Genomic DNA, 20317 nt, shown 5'->3' with positions numbered 1-20317 from the left:
TGCCCGCCGTCATGGAAGGGGTCTGGATGAGCCCCTAACGCAAATCAAGCCAGTTCGGCACGCTCGAACTCATCGCAATACAGCTCGCATACTGCTTGCAGGCTTTGACACTGGCTGACTCCGGCGGCACCGAAATCTGCACGATCAACACCAGCAAGCACAGGATCAACAAGGGAACGGAATAGGCAAGAAGACTTTTTATTTTCATTATCAGTGCTCTCATGACCTTTGAATCGGGCTTGCGTGACTGCCAGTACATCCAGGGTGGCAGTGTCCTTGCGAACGACGCCTTCGAGTGATCAGTGCTGTTCGCTCGAAGGCGCCCTGCTGCTCTATCAGCGCTCGTCGACTGTCACGAACTCGCGACGGTCGGCCATGAATGCAGGCACGTCGTCCTCATTGGTGAAGAACTGCTCGTACCACTCGCGCAGCTGGTAGACCGGGCCATCGGTTTCTGCCAGCACCGGCTTGTCGATACGGATCTTGTGCTTCCAGATCACCACGTCCTGGTAGAACGAGTCACGGTTGCCCTGGACATAGGCCCTGGCCACTTCCTGGTTCTGCTCTTCGGTCCAGCCCGGCACGCGCTTGACCATGCAACCAAAGCGCAGGTCGAAGCTGTTCGGCGTCACCGGCACGTGGCTGTTGAGCAAAATGGCGTGGATGCGCACATCGCCGAACATCGAGCTGATGTGCGTGAAGTGAGTGGCCGGCCCGTAGTAGGCCGATGGCGCGATCAGGTCGCCGCCCAGGCGCTCGGAGTCGCCATGGAAAATCTGGTGGCCGATATGGCCTTCGAAGACGTTGGCGAAATACTTGGTCGGCGTGCCGTGCACCGGCCCGAAGTGCTGGGCATCCACCAGGTTATCGACCAACTCCCGCGGGTTGGTTTCGATGTGCATGGTGTCGATGTTCCAGTCATGAACCCAGTCCTGATCGTCCATCTCGGGCAGGTGCGGAATGACCACGCCCTCTTTCGGCGGACGGCCTTCGGGGTTGTTCCAGACGAACAGCAGGTTGTTTTCCTCGCAGGTCAACCAGCTGCGGGTCTTGGCCTTGGGTGGGATACGCTTGCAGTAGGGGATCTCCACGCATTTGCCGCCGGTGTCGTACTTCCAGTGATGGAACGGGCACACCAGTTTGTCGTTCTCGATGGTGCCCTGGGACAGGTCGGCGCCCATGTGCGGGCAATAGGCATCCAGAATGCTGATGGTGCCCTGGCTGTCGGCAAAGGCCACCAGGCGGGTACCGAAGACTTCCAGGGTATGGGGCTTGCCATCACGGTAATCGCTGGCATTGCCCAGGCAGTGCCAGCCGCGCGCGTAACGGTGGGTACGCTGGGCGTTCTCGATGTTGATTTCAGCGAGTTTGGTCATTGTTATTGTTCCTCGATTGCAGACTTCGGGGCAGGCCATGCCCCCAAGAAATACAGGGTGATCCCATGGCGAACATCATTGAGCAGTCGCGCAAGGAGAACATCCTTCAGTTGGACTAGATCAAACGCGAGCCACTCTCAATGGGCGCCCCTGTCTCCACGGGCGCCGCGCTGGAGGGTTACTGGCCGAAGCGGCGGGCAGCTTCCGGGCCGAAGTCCCGGGGACTGAAACCGGGTTTGTTCAACAGGTAGCCGTTGCGTTGCTCGTTGATCAGGTTGAACGCCAGGTAGCTGCCGGCATTGAGGTCGTAGTACAGGCCGACGCCTGCCTGCTGACGCTGGCTTTCGTAGGCGTAGAAGTAGTTGACCATCGAGGTGCGCCACAGCTCGCCACGGTTGTCGTAGTTGTCGGCAAGCATCGGGAACCAGGTGTCTTCGTCGACATACAACTTGCGTTTGCCATACAGGTGGCGATAGCCCGGCTTGAGGGTGCCTTCCAGCTCCCAGATGCGATGGCGCTCATAACGCATGGCCTCGGGATTGATGTGGCCAGGGGTCAACAGGTCGGCGTATTTGAGATTGGCCGCATGCAGGCGATAGGTGTTGTAGGGGATGTACATCTCGCGCTTGCCAACGATCTTCCAGTCATAGCGCTGGCCGGAGCCGTTGAACAGGCGTACTTCGTCCACGGTGATCGATCCACCGCTGCCCGGGAACGACATGTCGAAGCCATAGCCCGGGGACTGACGCACGCGGCGGGTACCCGGATCGTAACGCCAGGCCTGGCGCGGTTCGGTCTTGTCGTTCCAGAACTCGGTGCCGGTATTGATCTCGCCCTTGTCCCGTTGCGGCAGCAGGGTTTCGTTGAGATAGAACGACGAGTTGCCGCTGGTTTCACCAATCTTGCCCGGCTCCAGTGAGGGCGCCAGGTTACGCGAATGCACGCGGCCCCAGTTGATGTTGCCGTCCTTGAGCACGTAGGCGTTGTCGGAGACATATTCCTCGGTCCAGGCGCGCAAGGTAAAAGTCGAGGCGTTCTTCAACAGTTCCAGGCCGCTGCGCGGCACCGGGAACGGTGTGCCGCCGGTCTTGCCGACCACGCCTTCGCCATCATCCACCAGACGCGCCACGCTGGCGTTCTCGCGCGTGGCCTGGCAGACCGCGTCGTTGGAACGGAAATCCCGATGCGAGGGATAGACCGGCATTTTGTACGTGCCCGGGTACAGCTTGAACAGGGCTTTCTGGCCATCGGACAGGTAGTCACTGTATTGCGCGATGTTCTGCGCGGTGATCACGAACAGCGGTTTTTCGTCCGGGTACGGATCCACCGGGTGGTTGCCTGTGCCCTTGAAATCAACGTGGGGCGGTGCGCCCAGCCACTTGCCGCTGAATGCTGGAATACTGCCGTCGGCATTGCCGGCCTTTTCTGCACCCAGACACGTCAAGTCGTTGCCCAGGCGTGGGATGTCCTCCGGTGCGGCATTCACCGTGCCGATGGCACAGCATCCCAACAACAACGTCAACGCCCAGCCACGGGACTGATTACTGCCGGTCATTTTTATTCTCCTTGGATTCGACAACGGTTGCCCAGTATCGACAGGCCAGGAAGCCGGCAGCATCGTCCGCACGGACTAACGCATTTTTGCGCAGACCTGGATCACAACCGGGCCCCCGCCGGCTGCGGCGCACCCAGCGCCACTACACTGTTGAGCATGATCCGCACCAGCTCGGTCTGGCGCCGCACGCCGGTCTTGGAAAAAATCGAACGCAGGTGCGCCCGCGCGGTATTGCGCCGAATATTGAGGAGTTCCGAGGCTTCCTCCAGCGACAAGCCGTTGGCCAGTTCCAGGGCCAGCGCGGTTTCCGCCGGGGTCAGGTTGTACAGTTGCGAAGTCAACACCGTGCTCACCAGCGACTTGCTCACCGCATCGCGCACATACACCACCACCGTGGGCTTGCCGTTGCCTTCAAGCAGATCCCGGGAGGGAATCAACTCCACCACAACCCCCAGGCTGACCTGCCCTGAAGGACGGGAAATCGACGTCGCCTCCGCCATCTGCACGCCCCTGCCGGCGTCCTGCCGGGCACGTTGGAAGGCATTGCGCACCAGGCGCGTCAACTCGCGATTGTCACTGGGGTACGTCGCCTCCAGCCGACCGCCCACCACCTTGAGGCCGTCCTGGCTGTCGAGAATGTCCCGGGCCACGGGATTGAGTTGCACCACGCTGCCATTTTCATCGAGCACGATGGTCGCCACCGCGAGGCGGCTGATCGTCTGCGAATAGAGGCTGCCGAGGGACTCGCTGCGGTCGAGCAGCGAATACAGGTGCAGGGTCCGGCGCAAGTGCGGCAACAACATGGCGCACATGGCCCGTTCGGTGTCACTGAAACCTGGCTGCCCCTGTGGTCGATTGATCCGAAAGCGCACCGTGCCGCCATCCGGCATGCGGATATCGGCACCGAGCATGTGGTAGCAATCGTAGGGCTGGCAGTACAGCAGGTAAAACGCCGAACTGGCCCATTCGGCATCGCTCATCAGCTCATCGATGGTAAACACAGTGTCGGTGGGCAAGCCGTCGAACAGGGTGGATTTGGCGTAGTAGGCATAGTGATTGATCCCGCCCTGCCCCAGTTCAACATCACCGGCGACCACCATCGGCGACAACAGCGGCTCATCCTGGACCCGCAGGATCAGGGTCACGAAATTGGCCTTGAACAACGCGCGGATCTCGCGCAATGAGTCGCTCAGGCAGCGGGTGCTCATCGCCGCTTCGTAGATGTTGCCAATGATCCGTTCGTACTCGGCCAGCTCCAGGCCCATTTGCGCCAGGACCTGTGCATTGGGCATACAACTTTGCATAACCATTCCCCAGCAGCGGGCCCGACCGGCGGGCCCCCATGGATTGAATCGAGACAGCGGCGGCGCCCCGCTCGCCTCACGGCAGCTCGAACAGGCCGGCGGCGCCCATGCCGCCACCGATGCACATGGCAATCACCACATAGCGCACACCGCGACGCCGCCCTTCGAGCAAAGCGTGGCCGACCATCCGCGCGCCGGACATACCGAAGGGGTGCCCGATGGCAATCGCCCCACCATTGACGTTCAGGCGCTCGGCCGGGATCTGCAGCGCGTCGCGGCAATGCAACACCTGGCTGGCAAAGGCCTCGTTGATCTCCCACAGACCGATATCCGCCACCCCAAGGCCAAAGCGCTTGAGCAGCTTGGGAATGGCGATCACCGGGCCGATGCCCATTTCCTCCGGCGCACAGCCGCCCACGGCAATGCCGCGGTAGATGCCCAGCGGCGTCAACCCACGACGCTTGGCCTCGGCGCGACTCATCAGCAGGCTGGCCGCGGCACCGTCAGAGAACTGCGAGGCGTTGCCGGCGGTGACGAACTCGCCCTGCCCGATCCATTTGCCGTCCTTCCACACCGGCTTCAATCCGGCCAGGTCTTCCAGACGCGTATTGGGCCGGTTGCACTCGTCACGCAGGACCTGCACGCGTTCATGGCCATTGGGCTGGCCATCGGCGGCGAACAGCAGCTTGTCCACGCTCAGGCCGACGATTTCCTCGTCGAACAGGCCATCGCGCTGGGCGGCAGCGGTGCGCAGCTGGCTTTGCAGCGAGTACTCATCCTGGGCGGCGCGGCTGATGCCATAGCGGCGAGAGACAATCTCTGCGGTTTCGATCATCGGGATATAGGCGCTGGGCATCACCTGCAGCACGGCTTCGGACTGCGCGCGGAAGCTGTTCTTGTGTTTGGTCTGGGTCAGCGACAGGGACTCCACGCCGCCGCCAATGGCGATGCTCATCTCGCCCGTCATGATGCCCTTGGCCGCCACGCCGATACTCATCAGGCCCGAAGCGCACATCCGGTCCAGGGCCATGCCCGGCACGCTGTCCGGCAAACCGCCGGTGTAGGCGCAGAGCCGGCCGATGTTGTAGGCCTGGGTGCCCTGCTGCACTGCCGCGCCCATGATCACATCTTCGACGTCAGCCGGCTCGATGCCGGCGCGCTCGACCACCGCGCGCACCACATGGCCGCCCAGCACCGGGGCCTCGGTATCGTTGAACGATCCACGAAACGACTTGGCCAGCGCGGTACGGGCGGTGGCGACGATGACGACTTCATTCAGGTCCATGGGGTACTCACTCGGAAATTGGGTTGAAGGTGTAGCGGCTGATGGTGTCGATCACGCAGCCCGGGCGCGCCTGACCCTCGACTTCCACGGTGATGCGCACCACCAGTTGCACGGCGTCGCCCAGTGTTTCGGCGCGGATGATCTGGCCGCTGCCGCGCACCCGGGAATCGACCTTGACCGGCGCCGGGAAGCGCACCCGGTCGCTGCCGTAATTGACGCCCATCGCCATGTTTTCAATCGTCAACAACTGCGGCATGAACAGATTGGCCAGTGACTGGGTCAGGTAGCCGTGGGCAATGCAGGCGCCGAACGGACCGCTGGCGGCGCGCACCGGGTCGACATGAATCCACTGGTGATCACTGGTGGCTTCGGCGAACAAATCGATGCGTTGCTGGTCGATGGTCAGCCATTCGGTGTGGCCAAGGTCCAGACCTTCGGCGGCAAGCAACGCCTGGGCACTGCTGAAAACGTGATTCATGAGCGCGCCCTCAAGCCTGTTGGGAACTGACGGACAGCACTTCGCCAACCATGTAGGAGGCATAGTCGCTGGCCAGGAACATCATCACGTTGGCCACTTCCCAGACCTCGGCGGCACGACCAAATGCCTCGCGCCCGGCGAGGCTTTCGAGCAACTCTTCGCTGGAGGCTTTCTTGAGGAAATCGTGCAGGGCAATCGATGGCGAAACCGCATTGATGCGCACACCGAACTCGGCGGCTTCCAGGGCGCTGCAGCGGGTCAGCGCCATCACCCCGGCCTTGGCGGCGGCGTAATGGGCCTGTTCCTTCTGGGCCCTCCAACCAAGCACCGAGGCGTTATTGACGATGGCCCCTGCGCCACGGCGCTGCATGTGCGGCAACATCGCCCGGGTCATGCGGAAGGTGCCGGTCAAGGTCACATCCAGCACCCGCAACCACTCTTCGTCGCTCATCTCCACCACGCGCTTCTGGCCACCCAGTCCCGCGTTGTTGATCAACACATCGACCCCGCCCAGCGCCTCTTCGGCCGCAGCCACCAGGGCCTGGACTTCGTCCTCGAGTGTGACATTGCACAGCTGGCCATAAATCGCCTGCAGGCCAGTCTCGGCCTTGAGACGCTCCACCGCCTCTTCCAGGCGCCGCGCATGCACGTCGGAAATCATCAGCGCCCGACAACCTTCCTCGGCACTGCGCCGGGCCGCCGAATAACCGATACCGGCACCTGCGGCAGCGGTGATCAACACCGATTTGCCAGCCAGCAATTGATGACCGGGAACATAAGGGGGGGCTTGTTTCACAGCGTCTACCTCCGAAGAAATCAATACGCTGCATTTGTACGGAGGGGGCGATGCGGGCGCATCGTCAAAATGGGGTAGAAAAGCCGCGACGCAATCCCTTGCTCCATTACACCTGAGCCTGTCCGTTAATCTGTGACTACCGACGTTGATCCATGCCGCGTTAAAGCCTGGGGGAGATGTTTTTGGGAGTACATATCCATTGCTGCGGTAACGGCGACTTATGGTTTCGCTCTTACAGCGACTCCCTTTTTCAAACGCCAAAAAGGAAGCAAAAGGCTTTGCCCCACCACTCGGTGCCTCGCTAGGGCTCGGCATGCCCTCTCTCCGGCATTGCTCCGTGGGTCGCCGCGATGGGCCATCCATGGCCCAGCGCGGCTAAACCGGCGTCCTGCCGGTTTCCCCACTGCGCAATGCCTGCGTTCGACCATCGTGGTTAACGGGGCACCCAAAATCTAAAGCCAAAGCGAGGCGGCCTTAAAGCCGACCTGATTTTTTCCAGGCACCCCAATCCCTTGTAGGAGCCAGGCTTGCCGGCGAACCAGACGCTGCGGTGTGTCTGTAGTACCGCGTTATCGTTCTTCGCCGGCAAGCCTGGCTCCTACAAGGAGAACGCATACGGCTCCCGATCAGGTCGGCTGTCAGGCCGCCTCGCTTTTGCGTTTGATCTTGATCTGGCTTTTGATGTTCTTGCCCCATCGAGAGGCCGAGTGGAGGTTCTGCGCAGTGGGTAAACCGGCATGGATGCCGGTTTAGCCGCGTTGGGCCAAGGATGGCCGATCGCGGCGGGCCCACGGAGCAGGACCGGAGCGAGGGCATGCCGAGCATTAGCGAGGCACCGAACGCCAGGGGCAAGAGCCCTTGGTTACTTGGGGCTCTTCCAAGTGACTCGCTGTAAGAGCGAAACCATAAGCCGCCGTTACCGCAGGAATGGATATGTACTCCATCAACAAACAATAGGTCGGCTGTCAGGGCGGCTTCGCTGGCAAGCCAGCTCCTACAATTGATCAGGACTTTCAACTCCCCCAGACTTTCTGCGCCTTCGGCGCTTCAGCAAGAATTGCATCCACCGCCGCACCGATCTCTTCGACTTTCCACAACGCGCCCTTGTCGCAGGTAACGCCCGTGCGCCAGCCGTCCCCCAGGGAGATACGCCCGCCCTGGCTTTCGAAGACCTGGCCGCTGACGTGGGCCGACGCCGGGCTGCCCAGCCACACCACCAGCGGCGCGACGTTTTCGGCGGCCCAGGCATCAAAGCTGCCGTCCTCCGGCTTTTTCACCACGTCGGGCATCGCGCTCTCGGTCATCGAGGTGCGGGCAGCCGGCGCCAGCGCGTTGGCGGTGACACCATAGCGCGCCAGTTCCGCCGCCTGCACCAGGGTCAGCGAAGCGATGCCGCCCTTGGCCGCCGAATAATTGGACTGTCCCACCGAGCCCTGCAACCCGGCACCGGAGCTGGTGTTGATGATCCGTGCGTCCACCGGCGTACCGGCCTTGGCCAGGTCGCGCCAGCGGCGGCCGAGGATGTTGGCCAGGCAGTAATGGCCCTTCAAGTGAACACGCATGACCATGTCCCAGTCTTCTTCACTGAGGCTGATGAACATGCGGTCGCGCAAGACCCCGGCGTTGTTGATCAGCACATGCACTTCACCGAACGCAGCCAACGCCGCATCGACGATGCGCTGCGCGGTGGCCAGGGTCGTTATGTCGTCACTGTTGGCAATGGCCTGGCCACCGTTGGCGCGAATCTCCCCCGCCACATCCTCTGCGGCTTCGGCGCGGATATCGTTGACCACGACATTGGCCCCTTGCGCGGCGAACGCCAGGGCGTAGGCGCGACCGAGTCCGCCGCCGGCCCCGGTGATGATCACGGTGCGGTCTGCACACATAGCCATGTTTGACTCCTCAAGATGTTGGGTGGCCACGCGCCCGAAGCGGCGGCCCCGCATAAAAAAATTACAGGCGTTCGATGATGGTCACGTTGGCCTGGCCACCGCCTTCACACATGGTTTGCAGGCCGTAGCGGCCACCACTGCATTCCAGTTCGTTGAGCAGCGTGGTCATCAGTCGTGCGCCGGTTGCGCCCAACGGGTGGCCGAGGGCAATCGCACCGCCGTTGACGTTGGTACGCGCCGGGTCGTAATCGAGCTCCTTGGCCCAGGCCATGACCACCGAGGCAAAGGCTTCGTTGATCTCGACGCGGTCGATGTCGGCCATGCTCAGCCCGCTTTTGGCCAGGGCCCGGCGGGTCGCGGCAATCGGTGCCGTGAGATGCCAGATCGGATCGTCACCGAGCACCGTCAGCTGATGAATCCGCGCCCGTGGCGTCAGGTCGTAGCGCTTGAGCGCCGCTTCGGAAACCACCAGCAGCGCCGCCGAGGCGTCGCAGGTCTGGCTGGACACGGCAGCCGTGATCGACGGGAACTGTGGGTCCACCGGTTGCAATTCGGCCATCTTTGCCAGGCTGCTGTGGCGCGGGGTTTCATCCACCGCCAGGCCCTGGCAGCTGACGATTTCCCGGGCAAAGCGGCCACTGGCGATGGCCGCCAGGGCGCGTTCGTGGCTTTGCAGGGCAAAGGCTTCCATTTGCTCGCGGCTGATCTGCCAGTGATCGGCAATCCGTTGTGCGGCGTAGAACTGGTTCACTGGTTGCTGGCCAAAGCGTGCACGCCAGCCAATGCTGCCCGAGAACGGATCGGCAAAGCCCAGGGGCTGGCCGGCGAGCATCGCCGAGGAAATCGGGATCTGGGTCATGGTCTGCACCCCGCCCACCGCGACTACATCCTGGGTGCCGCTCATCACCGCCTGTGCGGCGAAGTGCAATGCCTGTTGCGACGAACCGCACTGGCGATCGACCGTGGTGCCGGGCACGGTCAGCGGCAAGCCGGCGGCGAGCCAACTGGTGCGGGCGATATCGCCGGCCTGGGAGCCGATGGTGTCGACGCAACCGAATATCACGTCGTCGTAGTCTTCAGCCGGAATCGCATTGCGCTCCACCAGCGCCTTGAGCACATGGGCGCCCAGGTCAATGGCGTGGATCTCGCTCAATGCGCCCTTGCGCTTGCCGGTGGGGCTGCGCAGTGCATCAACAATGTAGGCCTGTGCCATGACTCATTCCTCGAAAGTATGCCCCGGCCCCAGGCCGGTGGCGTCGGCGAACAGGTAGTCGCTGACACGGGTTTTGTGAAAGCCGCGGTCGCCCCAGGACGCATCGAGGGCCCACGCGCGTTTCATGAACATCTGCAAATCCACTTCCCAGGTGTACCCCATCGCACCATGCGTCTGGATGCCTTTGCGGGCGGCGATCCAGCTCGCCTCGTTCGCCGCCAGGCGCGCTTGCGAAACCCAGACACCGGCGTTGACGTCGCCCCGGGCCAGAGCATGGGCTGCGCGGTACAGCACCGGTTTGGCCTGTTCGATGTAACGGGCGACATCGGCCAAGTGATGCTTGACCGCCTGGAAGCTGCCGATCGGCTTGCCGAACTGTTTGCGCTGGGCCACGTAGTCCACCGACAGGTCCAGCATGCGTTGCGCCAGCCCCAGCAGTTGCCCGGCCACCGACAGCGCGCCACGGTCCAGCAGGCGCTCCTGCAAGGCACGACCCTGCTCGCCACTGGCCACGCAGGTTGCCGACGATGGGGTCCAGCTCACCCGACCCAGGCGCCGTGAGGCGTCAATGCTCTGATGGTTTTCCACGTCCACTTCAGAGCGCGGCACCACATGGATGTCATCGCCGTTGGTGAGTATCAGCACTTCGGCCAGTTGCGCGTCGCTGACCAGAGCATTGACCGGATGACTGATCGCCATGCGCAAGCTGCCATCGGCGATCCGTGGCAACAGGTCGGCACGGGCCGGATGCTCCGCGGGCAGAGCGGCGAGCAAACCGCTGGCGACATAGGCGGTGTCGGCCAATGAGTCGGGAATCGCGTAGTAACCCAGATCCTGGGTCATCAGGGCCCAGGTCACATCGTCCATGCCCAGGCCGCCTTCGGCCTCAGGCACCGACAAGGCGGTCAGGCCCTGGCCGGCGATCTTGTTGCGCAGGTCCCGGGAGCGCCCGGCATCGGTCTCCCAGATTTCCCGGAGCATTTCCGGGGCGGCTTCGGTCATCAGGAAACGACTGATGGCTTCGTGGAACGCCAACTGGTCATCGTTAAAAGTGAAGTCCATGGCGGTTCCTTATTTCGGCAAGCCGAGCATGCGCTCGGCAATGATGTTGCGCTGGATTTCGTTGGTGCCGGCATAGATCGGCCCGGACTGGGCGAACAGGAAGCCCTCCAGCCAACCCGCCGCATCGCCCGCCTGCGCGCCCTTGTCCAGCAGTTCGCCGCGCGCGCCGAGAATGCGCATGGCGGTCTCGTGCATCTTCAGGTCCAACTCCGACCAGATGATCTTGTTGATGCTCGACTCGGCGCCGATTTGCTCGCCCCGGCTCAAGCGCCCCACTGTGTGATAGGCCGACAGCGCATAGGCTTCAGCGCCCATCCAGGTCTCCAGCACCGCATCGCGCAGGCCCGGGTCGCGGTCGGCGCTGGCGCGGTGCGCCTTGTACAGCTCGACCAGCTTGCGGGCCGTGGCCTGGAAGCGCGCCGGTGAACGCAGCAGCAGGCCGCGCTCGAAACCGGCGGTGGCCATCGCCACATGCCAGCCCTGCCCCTGGTCACCGATGCGATTGGCCACTGGCACCCGCACGTCGTCGAAAAACACTTCGGCGAAAGCGTCTTTGCCGTTGAGCGCCTTGATCGGGCGAATGCTCACCCCCGGCGTGTCCAGCGGCACCATGATGAACGACAGGCCGTGGTGCCGAGTCGATCCCGGTTCGCTACGGAACAGGCCGAACAACCAGTCAGCGTAGATCGCCCGGGTCGACCAGGTTTTCTGCCCGTTGATCACGTAATGGTCGCCGTCGAGCAGCGCCTTGCTGGTGATCGCCGCCATGTCGGAACCGGCGTTGGGCTCCGACCAGCCTTGTGCCCACATGTCGAGGCTTTCGGCCATGCGTGGCAGGAAGCGCTGCTTCTGCTCCGGGGTGCCAAACTCCATCAGGGTCGGCCCCAGCAACAGCTGGCCGTTCTGGTTGACGCGCATCGGTGCGCCGGCGCCGTAATACTCTTCCTCGAAGATCAGCCACTCGATCAAGTCGCTACCGCGACCGCCCAGTTCGGCTGGCCACATCACCATCGACCAGCGGCTCTCGAACAGCTTGGCCTCCCAGGCGCGGTGCTGCTCAAAGCCTTCGCGGGTGTCGTAACTGGCCAGGGGCTCGCGTGGAAGGTTGGCCGCCAGCCAGGCACGGACTTCGGCGCGGAAGGCGATTTGCTTGGGGGTATAAGTCAGGTCCATGGCGTTATCTCAGAACTTGGCGTCGCGTTTTTCGACGAAGGCCCGGCGCGTTTCCGCGGAGTCCGGGCTGCTGTAGGCCTGCATGGTGAAGCCCTGTTCCCAGCGATATTTATCTTCCAGGTTGCCATCCTCGATGCCGTTCAAGGCTTCCTTGGCGATGCGGATCATGCCCGGGCTTTTTTCGGCGATTTTCGCCGCGATGCCCAAGGCGGTTTCGCGCAACTGGTCCTTGCTGACGATCCGCTCGATAAAGCCGTATTGCAGGGCTTCGGGGGCGCCGATGCTGTCGCCGGTAAAGAACAGGTAGCGGACCTTTTGCACCGGGAACAGGCGCTGCAGATGAGCACCGCCGCCCATCGCGCCGCGGTCGACTTCCGGCAAGGCGAAGGTCGCGCACTCGGAGGCGACGACGATGTCCGCCGCCCCGGTGATGCCGATGCCGCCGCCCAGGACAAAACCATGCACCGCGACAATCACTGGCACCGGGTTGCGGTGCACGGCCTTGAAGGTGGCGTAGTTACCGGCGTTGACCTCGACGATCCGCTCCGGGTGCTTGTCCAGTTCCTTGATGTCGACACCGGCGCAAAAGCCCCGGCCTTCGGCGCGGATCACGATCACCCGCACGTCGGGATTGGCCCCAAGGGCTTCGATCTGTCGCGCCAGGGCTTGCCACTCCTGGCTGTCGAGGGCATTGACCGGTGGCTTGGCGATCACCAGCTCAGCGATCCCCTGATTGAGTTGTGTCGTAAATGCCGGGTTCATAGGGGTTCTCCAATGCTGGCTGGATGGTTCGAGGGGCGGGTCTGGCTGCGCGCCAGCAGCGCGTCCAGGCACTGCTGGGCCTCGCTGGCGATGCCTTCGATGACTTCACGGCAACTGAGCAACTCGCCGATGGCGGCCGCGACCTGGCCACTGGGCAGGATGCCCTCGTCCGGGGCGCCATCGACCATCGAGCGCTGCAACAGCACCGGCTGGTTGGCGGCCATTACCACTTGCGACAACGCCGAAGGGTCTTCGCGCAACGCCCGGATAAAGACTGCTGCCATGTGCCCCAGGCTCATGCCGGTCTGCTGCTTCCACTGCCAGGCGCTGCCCAGGGCAATGCGCAGGCGCCCGAAGGGGCCGGCCTGCTCCAGATGATTGATGAAACGGTTTTCGATCATGCGGTGGCGCATGCCATCGACTGCGGTGGTCACGCGCACCTGCTGCGGATCATTGACCTTCAGGTAGCGTTCGAGGGTCGCGGGCGGGGTCGGCGATTCGCGGGTCATGAGAAACCGCGTGCCCATGGCGATGCCGGCGCCACCGGCGGCCAGCACCGAGGCCAGGCCACGGCCGGTGGCGTATCCTCCGGCCGCGATCACCGGCACCTTGACCGCCGCCAGTACCTGGGGCAGCAGGATCGAACTGGGCACGCCGCCGGTATGGCCGCCGCCTTCGCCGCCCTGGATGGTGATCAGATCAGCGCCCAGTTCCACCGCTTTCAGCGCATGCTTCAAGGCGCCGACGGTGGGAATGCACAGCACCTTGGCCACCTTGAAGCGCGCGATGGTCTGTTTGTCCGGGCCGCGTCCGTAGCTCACGGCGCGCAAGCGGTACTTGATCGCCAGGTCGACGCACTGTGCGGCGTTGTCCTGGAACATATGGAAATTGAGCCCGAAGTTGCTGCCGCCGGTGGCGTCGATCACCTTGCGGATTTCGCCTTCCAGCTCATCGGCCGCGATGGTCGCCCCGGCCAGAAAACCGAAACCCCCGGCCTGGGTCGTGGCGGTCACCAGGTTGGCGTCGGCGACCCAGCCCATGGCGGTTTGCACAATCGGGTAACGGCAACCGAGGGCCTCGGTCAGCGGCGTATCCAGCCAGCGATTCATTGGCTTTTGTCCTCGGCCTGCTTGTTGGCCCGGGCCATGCCCTTGGCGTCAAAGCCGCCCAGTTTGTCGCCGGACAACAGCTCGTTATGGGCATGGGCAAAGTGGTGCCAGGCGAACACGGCATCCATCGCCGTGCGCTTGCCCTGCAAGTCCTCGACGTGGTTGATCGCCTGCTTGGTCAGGGCCAGGCCCATGCGCGGCTGGCGGGCGATACCGGCAGCCAGGGCATAGGTGGCCGACTCCAGTTCCTCGCGGGACACCAGACGGTTGACCATGCCCACTTGCCAGGCCCGGTTGGCGCTCATGCGGTCACCGGTGAAGAGGAATTCCTTGGCGATGCGCGGGTTCATTTCGTAGGGATGGGCAAAATACTCCACCCCCGGAATGCCCATGCGCACCACCGGATCCTGGAAGAACGCGTCGTCGCTGGCGACGATCAGGTCGCAGACCCAGGCCAGCATCAGCCCGCCCGCCACACATGCACCATGGACCATGGCGATGGTCGGCTTGGGCAGTTCCCGCCAGCGCCGGCACATGCCCAGGTACACCTCCTGCTCGCGGGCATACAGCTGCTCGCCACCGGGTTTGTTGGTGTGATCCCACCACAGGTGCGCGCGTTCGAACGGCTTGTCGATATCGCGCCCGGGCGTGCCGATATCGTGGCCCGCCGAAAAGTGCTTGCCGTTGCCCCGCAGGACGATGACCTTGACGCTGTCATCGTTCACCGCCTGGCGAAAGAAGGCATCCAGGGCGTAGGTCATTTGCGAGTTTTGCGCATTGTTGAAGGTCGGCCGGTTCAGCGTCAGCGTGGCGATACCCTCGGCCACGCTGTACAGCACCGGGGTGTCCGTCTCATAGACGGCATTGTCCTGGCGGACGATAAATTCACTGTCGCTGCTGTGCATGCTCGCCTCCTTGTCTCAGGCCGTACGGATGCCGGGCGGGTTGCCCTTGATCGCCGTGGCGCGGTAATCGTGGGGGTCGAGTCGGCGGATCAGGGCCAACTGCTCAGGGGTGGGATGCACGGTTTCGTGCAACTGCGCGGACTTGAGCAAAGGGAAGCCGGTGTTCTCCTGGACCTGCTCGAAACTCACGCCAGGGTGCAGCGAACGCACCTGCACCGCACGGTCCGGGCCATTGAAATCCAGGACGCACAGGTCGCTGACCACGCAATGGATGTCCATCAAGTCACGGCGCGCACCTTCGGGCCAGCGTTCGGCCTTGAAGCCGACACCGGAGACCATGTCCACTTCGCCGCTGACGAACACCCGGGTGTTATGGCTGGGCACGAAGAACGAGTTGAGGTGGTTGATGCTGTTGCCGGGCAAGCCGCGCACGCCAAGGATCGCGGTCTTGGGCTTTTGATAGTCACCGACGCAGGACAGGTTGGTCTGGCCCCAACGGTCGATCTGGGTCGGCCCGATCATCGCGTGACGGCGTCCGCCCCACACGCATTCGAACACCCGCTCGAACGACATGTAGCCCGAGTAACGCGGCACGTAGTCGCCACGCGGGCCCAGCGGGATCGGTTCTTCGACCAGGAACGCCTCGCTGTCGGTCATCAGCAGTTCCGGGCTGTGGGTCAGTTTGGCTAGGCTGGCGCCAAGGCGCGGTATGACGCCCAGGCCCGAGGCAATGATCTCGCCATTGCCGCGCCAGGCTTCGCTGGCGGCGACGATCATCAGTTCAGCGAGGGTGAAATCACAGGTTGCAGACATAGTCGCTAATCCTCAGAACACGGGAAGGGGCAAGGCGCCCATGGAGTCGGCACCACCGTTCTGTGCCTGATAGGCCAGCTCGCCACCGGCGATGTAGGTCTGCACATAGTCCTGCCAGCCGTTTTCCGCCTGGCTGCTGGCGACATAGCCCTTGAGGTGCTTCATGTCCCAGCCGTAGTCGGGGGCGCAGGTAGTCGGGTGCGCACCGAGGGGCGCATGGACCACGCCGCTGACCAGATAGCGTTCGAAGGTATTGAAGCGGGCCTGTTCGGCGCTCAGCTCAAGACGCTCTTCCAGGCGTTCGCACGAAACAAAGCATTGGTCGGCGGCACGGGCGAACAGGTGGTCGAAATACGGGTCCGGCCCGGTCACCAGGCAGTTGCCCAGGCGGTCGGCGACGTTGACATGCAGGAACGCCACGTCGAGGTTGAGCGCCGGCATCGCCAGCAGCACCTCGCCATCGGCATAGGGCGACTGGATGGTCTTGAGTTCCGGGTTCAGGCGCGTCACATCGGTGGCCAGGCCGCAACGGGTCGGCAGGAACGGCAGGCGCATGCCGGCGGCACGCAGGCCCCACTGGAACATGCCTTCGTCCAGTTCCATCAACTCCAGCTCGCCGGCTTCGCGGGCCTTGCGGTAATAGGGTTCCAGCGGAATGGCATCGAGGGTGGCGAAACCGAATACCAGTTTCTTGACCTTGCCGGCGGCACACAGCATGCCCACCTCCGGGCCGCCGTAGGCGACCACGGTCAGGTCCTTGACCGGTGAACGCAGGATCTCGCGCACGATGGCCATCGGCTTGCGCCGCGGGCCCCAGCCACCAAAACCGATGGTCATGCCATCGCGCAATTGAGCGACCGCATCGGCCGCTGTCAGTTGTTTGTTCATGTTGATCATTCCTTACTGTTGGCCGACCGAAAAGTCGTGCCCCCAAATGCTCACGCGGGTGAATTCGAAGGCTGAGTGCTCGGCCCAGTCGACTTGCAACCCGCCAAAGCCGTATTCCAAGTCGAAACCGGACGGCGTCTTCATGTAGAAACTGGTCATGCGGTCGTTCAGGTGCTGGCCGAGGGTCGCCGACAGGGCCACCTCATGGGCGCGCAGACGATCGTGGGCGCGGCCGACCTCGGTCATCGAATCAACCTCGACCATCACGTGCACGCAACCAGACGGCACCGGATACTCGGCTAGCGCCAGGCTGTGGTGGCGGGCGTTCTGGCAATGCAGGAAGTGAATGCGGATCGGCGGCGTCGACGGATCAGGACGGAAGTTGAAAATGTCCGACAGCTCGAAGCCCAGTACATTCTTGGCGAACGCCAGCGTGGCGTCGAAGTTCGGCGCCGGCAGCACCGTGTGACCCAGGCCCATGTCACCGGTGATGAACCGCGGCACACCCTGTGGCGAGACAAACGGCAGGCAATCGGAGCGATGGCCCCAACTCAGTTCATGGCAGTTGCCCGACGGGTCGGTGAGCTTGACCAGCGCCTGGACACCGCGCTGTTCGATCTCGGCGGCGGAGCCCGGCTGCCATTCGATGCCGGCTGCGCTCAGGTGCTCGAGGGCGGCCTCGAATGCCGTCTCGTTGGCCAACTCCCAGCCAGAGGCCAGGTAGTGCGCCTCAGCACCTTCGACGATCAGCATGCGAAACGGGCGCTCGTCCATTTTCACGTACAAGCCACCGCCCGGCGCTGGATGCACTTGCATGCCCAGCACGTCTTCGGCGTAACGCTGCCAATGGCTAAGGTTTTCGATCTGCGAGACGAAATAGCTCAAACCGCGAATGTCGATCATGCCTGGGTCCTCGTTGGCTGAATGGCTTACATGGCTGGCATTGTGCTAAGCGCCATCGGGCGCTTCATCGTCCGTTGAGACTAAGCACCCTGCAGGAGCCCGGCTTGCCGGCGAAGGCGATTTCACGGACGCCTTCGCCGGCAAGCCGGGCTCCTACAGGGCGAAGAACGATGACGTGCTGTCCCTAGTCCGTTTTAGTGATTCGAACACCACCGCCACCGCCCCAAACTCGCGCATCCATTCGCCTTGCAGAGACCGCCCCCATGGAGTTCGCTTTTACCGAAGAACACCTGATGATTCGCGACAGCGCCGAGCGTTTTCTCGCCCAGGCCAGCGACTCGCATGCTGTGCGCGCCGCGATGAACCGCCCGGACGCGCATGACCCCGAGGTCTGGCAGCGGATTGGCCAGGAGCTGTACTGGCCGGCGCTGATGGTGCCCGAGCGCTTTGGCGGTATGGGCCTGGGGTTTGTCGAACTGGCCATCCTGCTGGAACAGAGCGGTCGCTACTTGCTGGGTTCGCCGCTGTTCGCCACGGCGTGCCTGGCCACCCCGGCCCTGTTGCTGGGGCACAACGAGAGCGTGCGGGAGCATTGGCTGGGGGCAATTGCCGGCGGTGCAACCCGCGCCACCCTGGCCTTCGCCAGTGTTCCAGGGCTTACGGCTTGCAGCGTGCAAACCGTGGCCGAGCCGTGCCCGGGAGGCTGGACCCTTGAGGGCCAGTACGCGCAAGTCATCGATGGCGCCTCGGCCGACCTGCTGATCGTCGCCGCCCGCGCACCCGACACTCAGGGTGAACAAGGCATCAGCCTGTTCGTCTTGCCGGGCGATACGCCGGGCGTGATCCGCACGTCCCTGGCCACCCTGGACCAGACCCGTCGTCTGGCACGCATTGAATTGCATCAGGTGCAGGTCAGCGAGGCGCAGCGGCTCTGCGGCCCAGAACAAGGTTGGGCGGTGCTGCGCGACAGCCTGCTGATCGCCACTGCCGGTCTCGCCGCCGAGCAGACGGGTGGCGCGCAACAGGCCCTGGACCTGACCCTGGCGTACATCGCCGAACGCCGGCAATTCAAACGCACCATTGCCAGTTTCCAGGCGATCAAGCACCGCTGCGCTGACATGATGCTGCAAGTCGAATGCGCCCGGTCGGCGGCCTACTACGCCGCCTGCGTGGCCCAGGAATGCCTCGATCCTGAAGGCGATGCCACGGTGGCAGGCGAACTTGAACTGGCCGCCGCCACCGCGAAGATCCATGCCAGCGAAGCGTTTTTCCACTGCGCCGCCGAATCGATCCAGCTGCATGGCGGCGTCGGTTTCACCTGGGAATACGATCCGCACCTGTACTTCAAACGCGCCCGCGCCGGCGAGCAACTATTGGGCAGCCCGGCGCTGCATCGCGAGCGCCTGGCCACACATCTACTGGGAGAACAACCATGAAAATCGGTTTCAGTCGTGCAGACGAGGCATTCCGCGAAGAAGTCGCCCAGTGGATGGCCAAGCACCTGAGCGGCGAGTTTGCGCCGTTGCGCTTTCGTGGCGGGCCGGGGGATGAGCACAGCTTTCCTGAAGAGCGCAAAGCCTGGGAACGCGAGCTGGCCGCCGGTGCCTGGATCGGTGTTGGCTGGGCCAGGGAGCATGGCGGACGGGGACTGTCCATCAGCCAGCAGGTGATTTTCCATGAGGAATACGCCCGCGCCGGTGGCCCCGGACGCATGGGCCATATCGGCGAAGGCCTGGTCGGTCCCACACTCGCCGCCTTCGGCACCCCTGCCCAGCAGCAGCGCCTGTTGCCAGGCATCCTTGATGGCAGTCAGTTCTGGTGCCAGGGCTATTCGGAACCGGGTGCCGGCTCGGACCTGGCCAACGTACAGACCCGGGCCAGGCTCGATGCCACGGGCGAGCACTGGCTGATCAGCGGGCAGAAGGTCTGGACCTCCCTGGCCCACGAGGCCGACTGGTGTTTCGTGCTGGCACGCACCGAACCCGGTAGCCAAGGGCATCAGGGTTTGTCGTTCCTGCTGGTGCCGATGGCCCAGGACGCCATCCGCGTGCAACCGATCCAGCAACTGACCGGCACCAGTGAATTCAACGAGGTGTTCTTCGACGAAGCCATCACCAGCACCGACAACCTGATCGGCCAACCGGGCGATGGCTGGAAGATCGCCATGGCCCTGCTGGGTTTTGAGCGTGGCGTGTCCACGTTGGGCCAGCAGATGCAGTTCCACAATGAGCTCGACGAAATCATCCGCATCGCCCGCGCCAATGGCGCCGCGCGCGACCCGTTGCTGCGCCAGCGCATTGCCCAGGCCTGGGCCGGACTCAAAGTGTTGCGCTACAACTCCTTGCGCATGCTCTCCGGCCCGCAAGACGGCAACCTCGGTCGCGAAGCAATGATCTACAAACTGGCCTGGTCCACCTGGCACAGCGACCTGGGCAAACTGGCCATGGACGTGCTGGGTGATGCGGGGGAAATCCTCGACGCCGCGCCCTACCAGCTCAGCCGGCTGCAGTCGTTGTTCCTGTTCACCCGCTCCGACACCATCTATGGTGGCAGCAACGAGATCCAGCGCAATGTCATTGCCGAGCGGGCGCTGGGGATGCCGCGGGAAATGCGCGTTACGACTTAAAATCCTGTCTGCAGGCGCCTATTTTGGTTGGGTATATATCCATCATTTTTGAGATGGCTACTTAAGGTTCCGCCCTTACGGCGGGTTACTTGGAAAAGCCCCAAGTAACCAAGGGCTCTTGCCCCTTTCGTTCGGTGCCTCGCCAAGGCTCGGCATTCCCTCGCTCCGGTCCTGCTC

General features: G+C 63.4%; 19 protein-coding genes. 2 read left to right on the top strand and 17 right to left on the bottom strand.

What is annotated here, in order from left to right:
* Positions 1 to 34: 34 nt before the first annotated feature.
* From PMI31_RS31100 to PMI31_RS22120, 17 genes are all read right to left on the bottom strand, one after another.
* Complete coding sequence (locus PMI31_RS31100) at positions 35 to 208, bottom strand: hypothetical protein (RefSeq protein ID WP_008020865.1); 174 nt, start codon at positions 206 to 208, stop codon at positions 35 to 37.
* Between the two features lie 127 nt (positions 209 to 335).
* A complete protein-coding gene (locus tag PMI31_RS22195; RefSeq protein WP_008020863.1) occupies positions 336 to 1376 on the bottom strand; it encodes a Rieske 2Fe-2S domain-containing protein in 1041 nt (346 codons plus the stop codon).
* 178 nt (positions 1377 to 1554) lie between these two features.
* A complete protein-coding gene (locus PMI31_RS22190; protein ID WP_008020862.1) occupies positions 1555 to 2931 on the bottom strand; it encodes a DUF1329 domain-containing protein in 1377 nt (458 codons plus the stop codon).
* Between the two features lie 101 nt (positions 2932 to 3032).
* On the bottom strand, positions 3033 to 4235 hold the full coding sequence (locus PMI31_RS22185; RefSeq protein ID WP_008020861.1) for a helix-turn-helix transcriptional regulator: 1203 nt from the start codon (positions 4233 to 4235) through the stop codon (positions 3033 to 3035).
* A 76-nt stretch (positions 4236 to 4311) separates the two neighbouring features.
* Positions 4312 to 5520: an acetyl-CoA C-acyltransferase gene (locus tag PMI31_RS22180; RefSeq protein WP_008020860.1), complete on the bottom strand. Its 1209-nt coding sequence runs from the start codon at positions 5518 to 5520 to the stop codon at positions 4312 to 4314.
* 7 nt (positions 5521 to 5527) lie between these two features.
* A complete protein-coding gene (locus PMI31_RS22175) occupies positions 5528 to 5998 on the bottom strand; it encodes a MaoC family dehydratase (protein WP_008020852.1) in 471 nt (156 codons plus the stop codon).
* A 10-nt stretch (positions 5999 to 6008) separates the two neighbouring features.
* Positions 6009 to 6794 (bottom strand): SDR family oxidoreductase, encoded by a 786-nt coding sequence (locus PMI31_RS22170; protein ID WP_008020850.1) that lies wholly within the window; start codon positions 6792 to 6794, stop codon positions 6009 to 6011.
* Positions 6795 to 7807: 1013 nt separating this feature from the next.
* Positions 7808 to 8686, bottom strand: a complete 879-nt coding sequence (locus tag PMI31_RS22165) for an SDR family oxidoreductase (RefSeq protein ID WP_008020847.1) — start codon at positions 8684 to 8686, stop codon at positions 7808 to 7810.
* Between the two features lie 61 nt (positions 8687 to 8747).
* Positions 8748 to 9899, bottom strand: a complete 1152-nt coding sequence (locus tag PMI31_RS22160) for an acetyl-CoA C-acetyltransferase (protein WP_008020845.1) — start codon at positions 9897 to 9899, stop codon at positions 8748 to 8750.
* 3 nt (positions 9900 to 9902) lie between these two features.
* Positions 9903 to 10961, bottom strand: coding sequence for an acyl-CoA dehydrogenase family protein (locus tag PMI31_RS22155; RefSeq protein WP_008020844.1), 1059 nt, complete (start codon positions 10959 to 10961; stop codon positions 9903 to 9905).
* A 9-nt stretch (positions 10962 to 10970) separates the two neighbouring features.
* Positions 10971 to 12134 carry an acyl-CoA dehydrogenase family protein gene (locus PMI31_RS22150; RefSeq protein WP_008020842.1) on the bottom strand — a complete coding sequence of 388 codons (1164 nt, stop codon included), beginning with the start codon at positions 12132 to 12134 and terminating at the stop codon, positions 10971 to 10973.
* Positions 12135 to 12143: 9 nt separating this feature from the next.
* Complete coding sequence (locus PMI31_RS22145; protein ID WP_008020836.1) at positions 12144 to 12896, bottom strand: enoyl-CoA hydratase family protein; 753 nt, start codon at positions 12894 to 12896, stop codon at positions 12144 to 12146.
* A complete protein-coding gene (locus tag PMI31_RS22140; protein ID WP_008020826.1) occupies positions 12893 to 14005 on the bottom strand; it encodes an NAD(P)H-dependent flavin oxidoreductase in 1113 nt (370 codons plus the stop codon). Before PMI31_RS22140 ends, PMI31_RS22145 begins: the two co-directional genes overlap by 4 nt.
* Positions 14002 to 14910 (bottom strand): enoyl-CoA hydratase, encoded by a 909-nt coding sequence (locus PMI31_RS22135; protein ID WP_008020824.1) that lies wholly within the window; start codon positions 14908 to 14910, stop codon positions 14002 to 14004. The genes PMI31_RS22140 and PMI31_RS22135 overlap by 4 nt, the downstream gene beginning before the upstream one ends.
* 15 nt (positions 14911 to 14925) lie before the next feature.
* Positions 14926 to 15723 (bottom strand): acyl CoA--acetate/3-ketoacid CoA transferase subunit beta, encoded by a 798-nt coding sequence (locus PMI31_RS22130; RefSeq protein ID WP_008020822.1) that lies wholly within the window; start codon positions 15721 to 15723, stop codon positions 14926 to 14928.
* A 12-nt stretch (positions 15724 to 15735) separates the two neighbouring features.
* Positions 15736 to 16611, bottom strand: a complete 876-nt coding sequence (locus PMI31_RS22125; protein WP_008020820.1) for a CoA transferase subunit A — start codon at positions 16609 to 16611, stop codon at positions 15736 to 15738.
* Positions 16612 to 16623: 12 nt separating this feature from the next.
* Complete coding sequence (locus PMI31_RS22120; protein WP_008020818.1) at positions 16624 to 17514, bottom strand: VOC family protein; 891 nt, start codon at positions 17512 to 17514, stop codon at positions 16624 to 16626.
* Between the two features lie 263 nt (positions 17515 to 17777).
* Between PMI31_RS22120 and PMI31_RS22115 the strand changes: the two genes are divergently transcribed.
* Together PMI31_RS22115 and PMI31_RS22110 are read left to right on the top strand one after the other, a co-directional pair.
* Positions 17778 to 18950 (top strand): acyl-CoA dehydrogenase family protein, encoded by a 1173-nt coding sequence (locus tag PMI31_RS22115; RefSeq protein ID WP_008020817.1) that lies wholly within the window; start codon positions 17778 to 17780, stop codon positions 18948 to 18950.
* On the top strand, positions 18947 to 20140 hold the full coding sequence (locus PMI31_RS22110) for an acyl-CoA dehydrogenase family protein (protein ID WP_008020816.1): 1194 nt from the start codon (positions 18947 to 18949) through the stop codon (positions 20138 to 20140). Before PMI31_RS22115 ends, PMI31_RS22110 begins: the two co-directional genes overlap by 4 nt.
* Positions 20141 to 20317 lie beyond the last annotated feature (177 nt).

This window comes from Pseudomonas sp. GM55, from assembly GCF_000282395.1.
GTDB classification, from domain to species: Bacteria; Pseudomonadota; Gammaproteobacteria; order Pseudomonadales; family Pseudomonadaceae; genus Aquipseudomonas; species Aquipseudomonas fluorescens_CC.
Note: the sequence above shows the minus strand (reverse complement) of the source record. Positions and strands in the feature narration are given on the sequence as shown.

Excerpts from the sequence above, each read along its gene's own strand:
- PMI31_RS22140 (WP_008020826.1), bottom strand. The coding sequence starts at position 14,005 with ATGAATCGCTGGCTGGATACGCCGCTGACCGAGGCCCTCGGTTGCCGT.
- PMI31_RS22130 (WP_008020822.1), bottom strand. The coding sequence starts at position 15,723 with ATGTCTGCAACCTGTGATTTCACCCTCGCTGAACTGATGATCGTCGCC.
- PMI31_RS22145 (WP_008020836.1), bottom strand. The coding sequence starts at position 12,896 with ATGAACCCGGCATTTACGACACAACTCAATCAGGGGATCGCTGAGCTG.
- PMI31_RS22165 (WP_008020847.1), bottom strand. The coding sequence starts at position 8,686 with ATGGCTATGTGTGCAGACCGCACCGTGATCATCACCGGGGCCGGCGGC.
- PMI31_RS22160 (WP_008020845.1), bottom strand. The coding sequence starts at position 9,899 with ATGGCACAGGCCTACATTGTTGATGCACTGCGCAGCCCCACCGGCAAG.
- PMI31_RS22195 (WP_008020863.1), bottom strand. The coding sequence starts at position 1,376 with ATGACCAAACTCGCTGAAATCAACATCGAGAACGCCCAGCGTACCCAC.
- PMI31_RS22135 (WP_008020824.1), bottom strand. The coding sequence starts at position 14,910 with ATGCACAGCAGCGACAGTGAATTTATCGTCCGCCAGGACAATGCCGTC.
- PMI31_RS22110 (WP_008020816.1), top strand. The coding sequence starts at position 18,947 with ATGAAAATCGGTTTCAGTCGTGCAGACGAGGCATTCCGCGAAGAAGTC.
- PMI31_RS31100 (WP_008020865.1), bottom strand. The coding sequence starts at position 208 with ATGAAAATAAAAAGTCTTCTTGCCTATTCCGTTCCCTTGTTGATCCTG.
- PMI31_RS22190 (WP_008020862.1), bottom strand. The coding sequence starts at position 2,931 with ATGACCGGCAGTAATCAGTCCCGTGGCTGGGCGTTGACGTTGTTGTTG.
- PMI31_RS22180 (WP_008020860.1), bottom strand. The coding sequence starts at position 5,520 with ATGGACCTGAATGAAGTCGTCATCGTCGCCACCGCCCGTACCGCGCTG.
- PMI31_RS22125 (WP_008020820.1), bottom strand. The coding sequence starts at position 16,611 with ATGAACAAACAACTGACAGCGGCCGATGCGGTCGCTCAATTGCGCGAT.
- PMI31_RS22185 (WP_008020861.1), bottom strand. The coding sequence starts at position 4,235 with ATGCAAAGTTGTATGCCCAATGCACAGGTCCTGGCGCAAATGGGCCTG.
- PMI31_RS22155 (WP_008020844.1), bottom strand. The coding sequence starts at position 10,961 with ATGGACTTCACTTTTAACGATGACCAGTTGGCGTTCCACGAAGCCATC.
- PMI31_RS22175 (WP_008020852.1), bottom strand. The coding sequence starts at position 5,998 with ATGAATCACGTTTTCAGCAGTGCCCAGGCGTTGCTTGCCGCCGAAGGT.
- PMI31_RS22115 (WP_008020817.1), top strand. The coding sequence starts at position 17,778 with ATGGAGTTCGCTTTTACCGAAGAACACCTGATGATTCGCGACAGCGCC.
- PMI31_RS22120 (WP_008020818.1), bottom strand. The coding sequence starts at position 17,514 with ATGATCGACATTCGCGGTTTGAGCTATTTCGTCTCGCAGATCGAAAAC.
- PMI31_RS22150 (WP_008020842.1), bottom strand. The coding sequence starts at position 12,134 with ATGGACCTGACTTATACCCCCAAGCAAATCGCCTTCCGCGCCGAAGTC.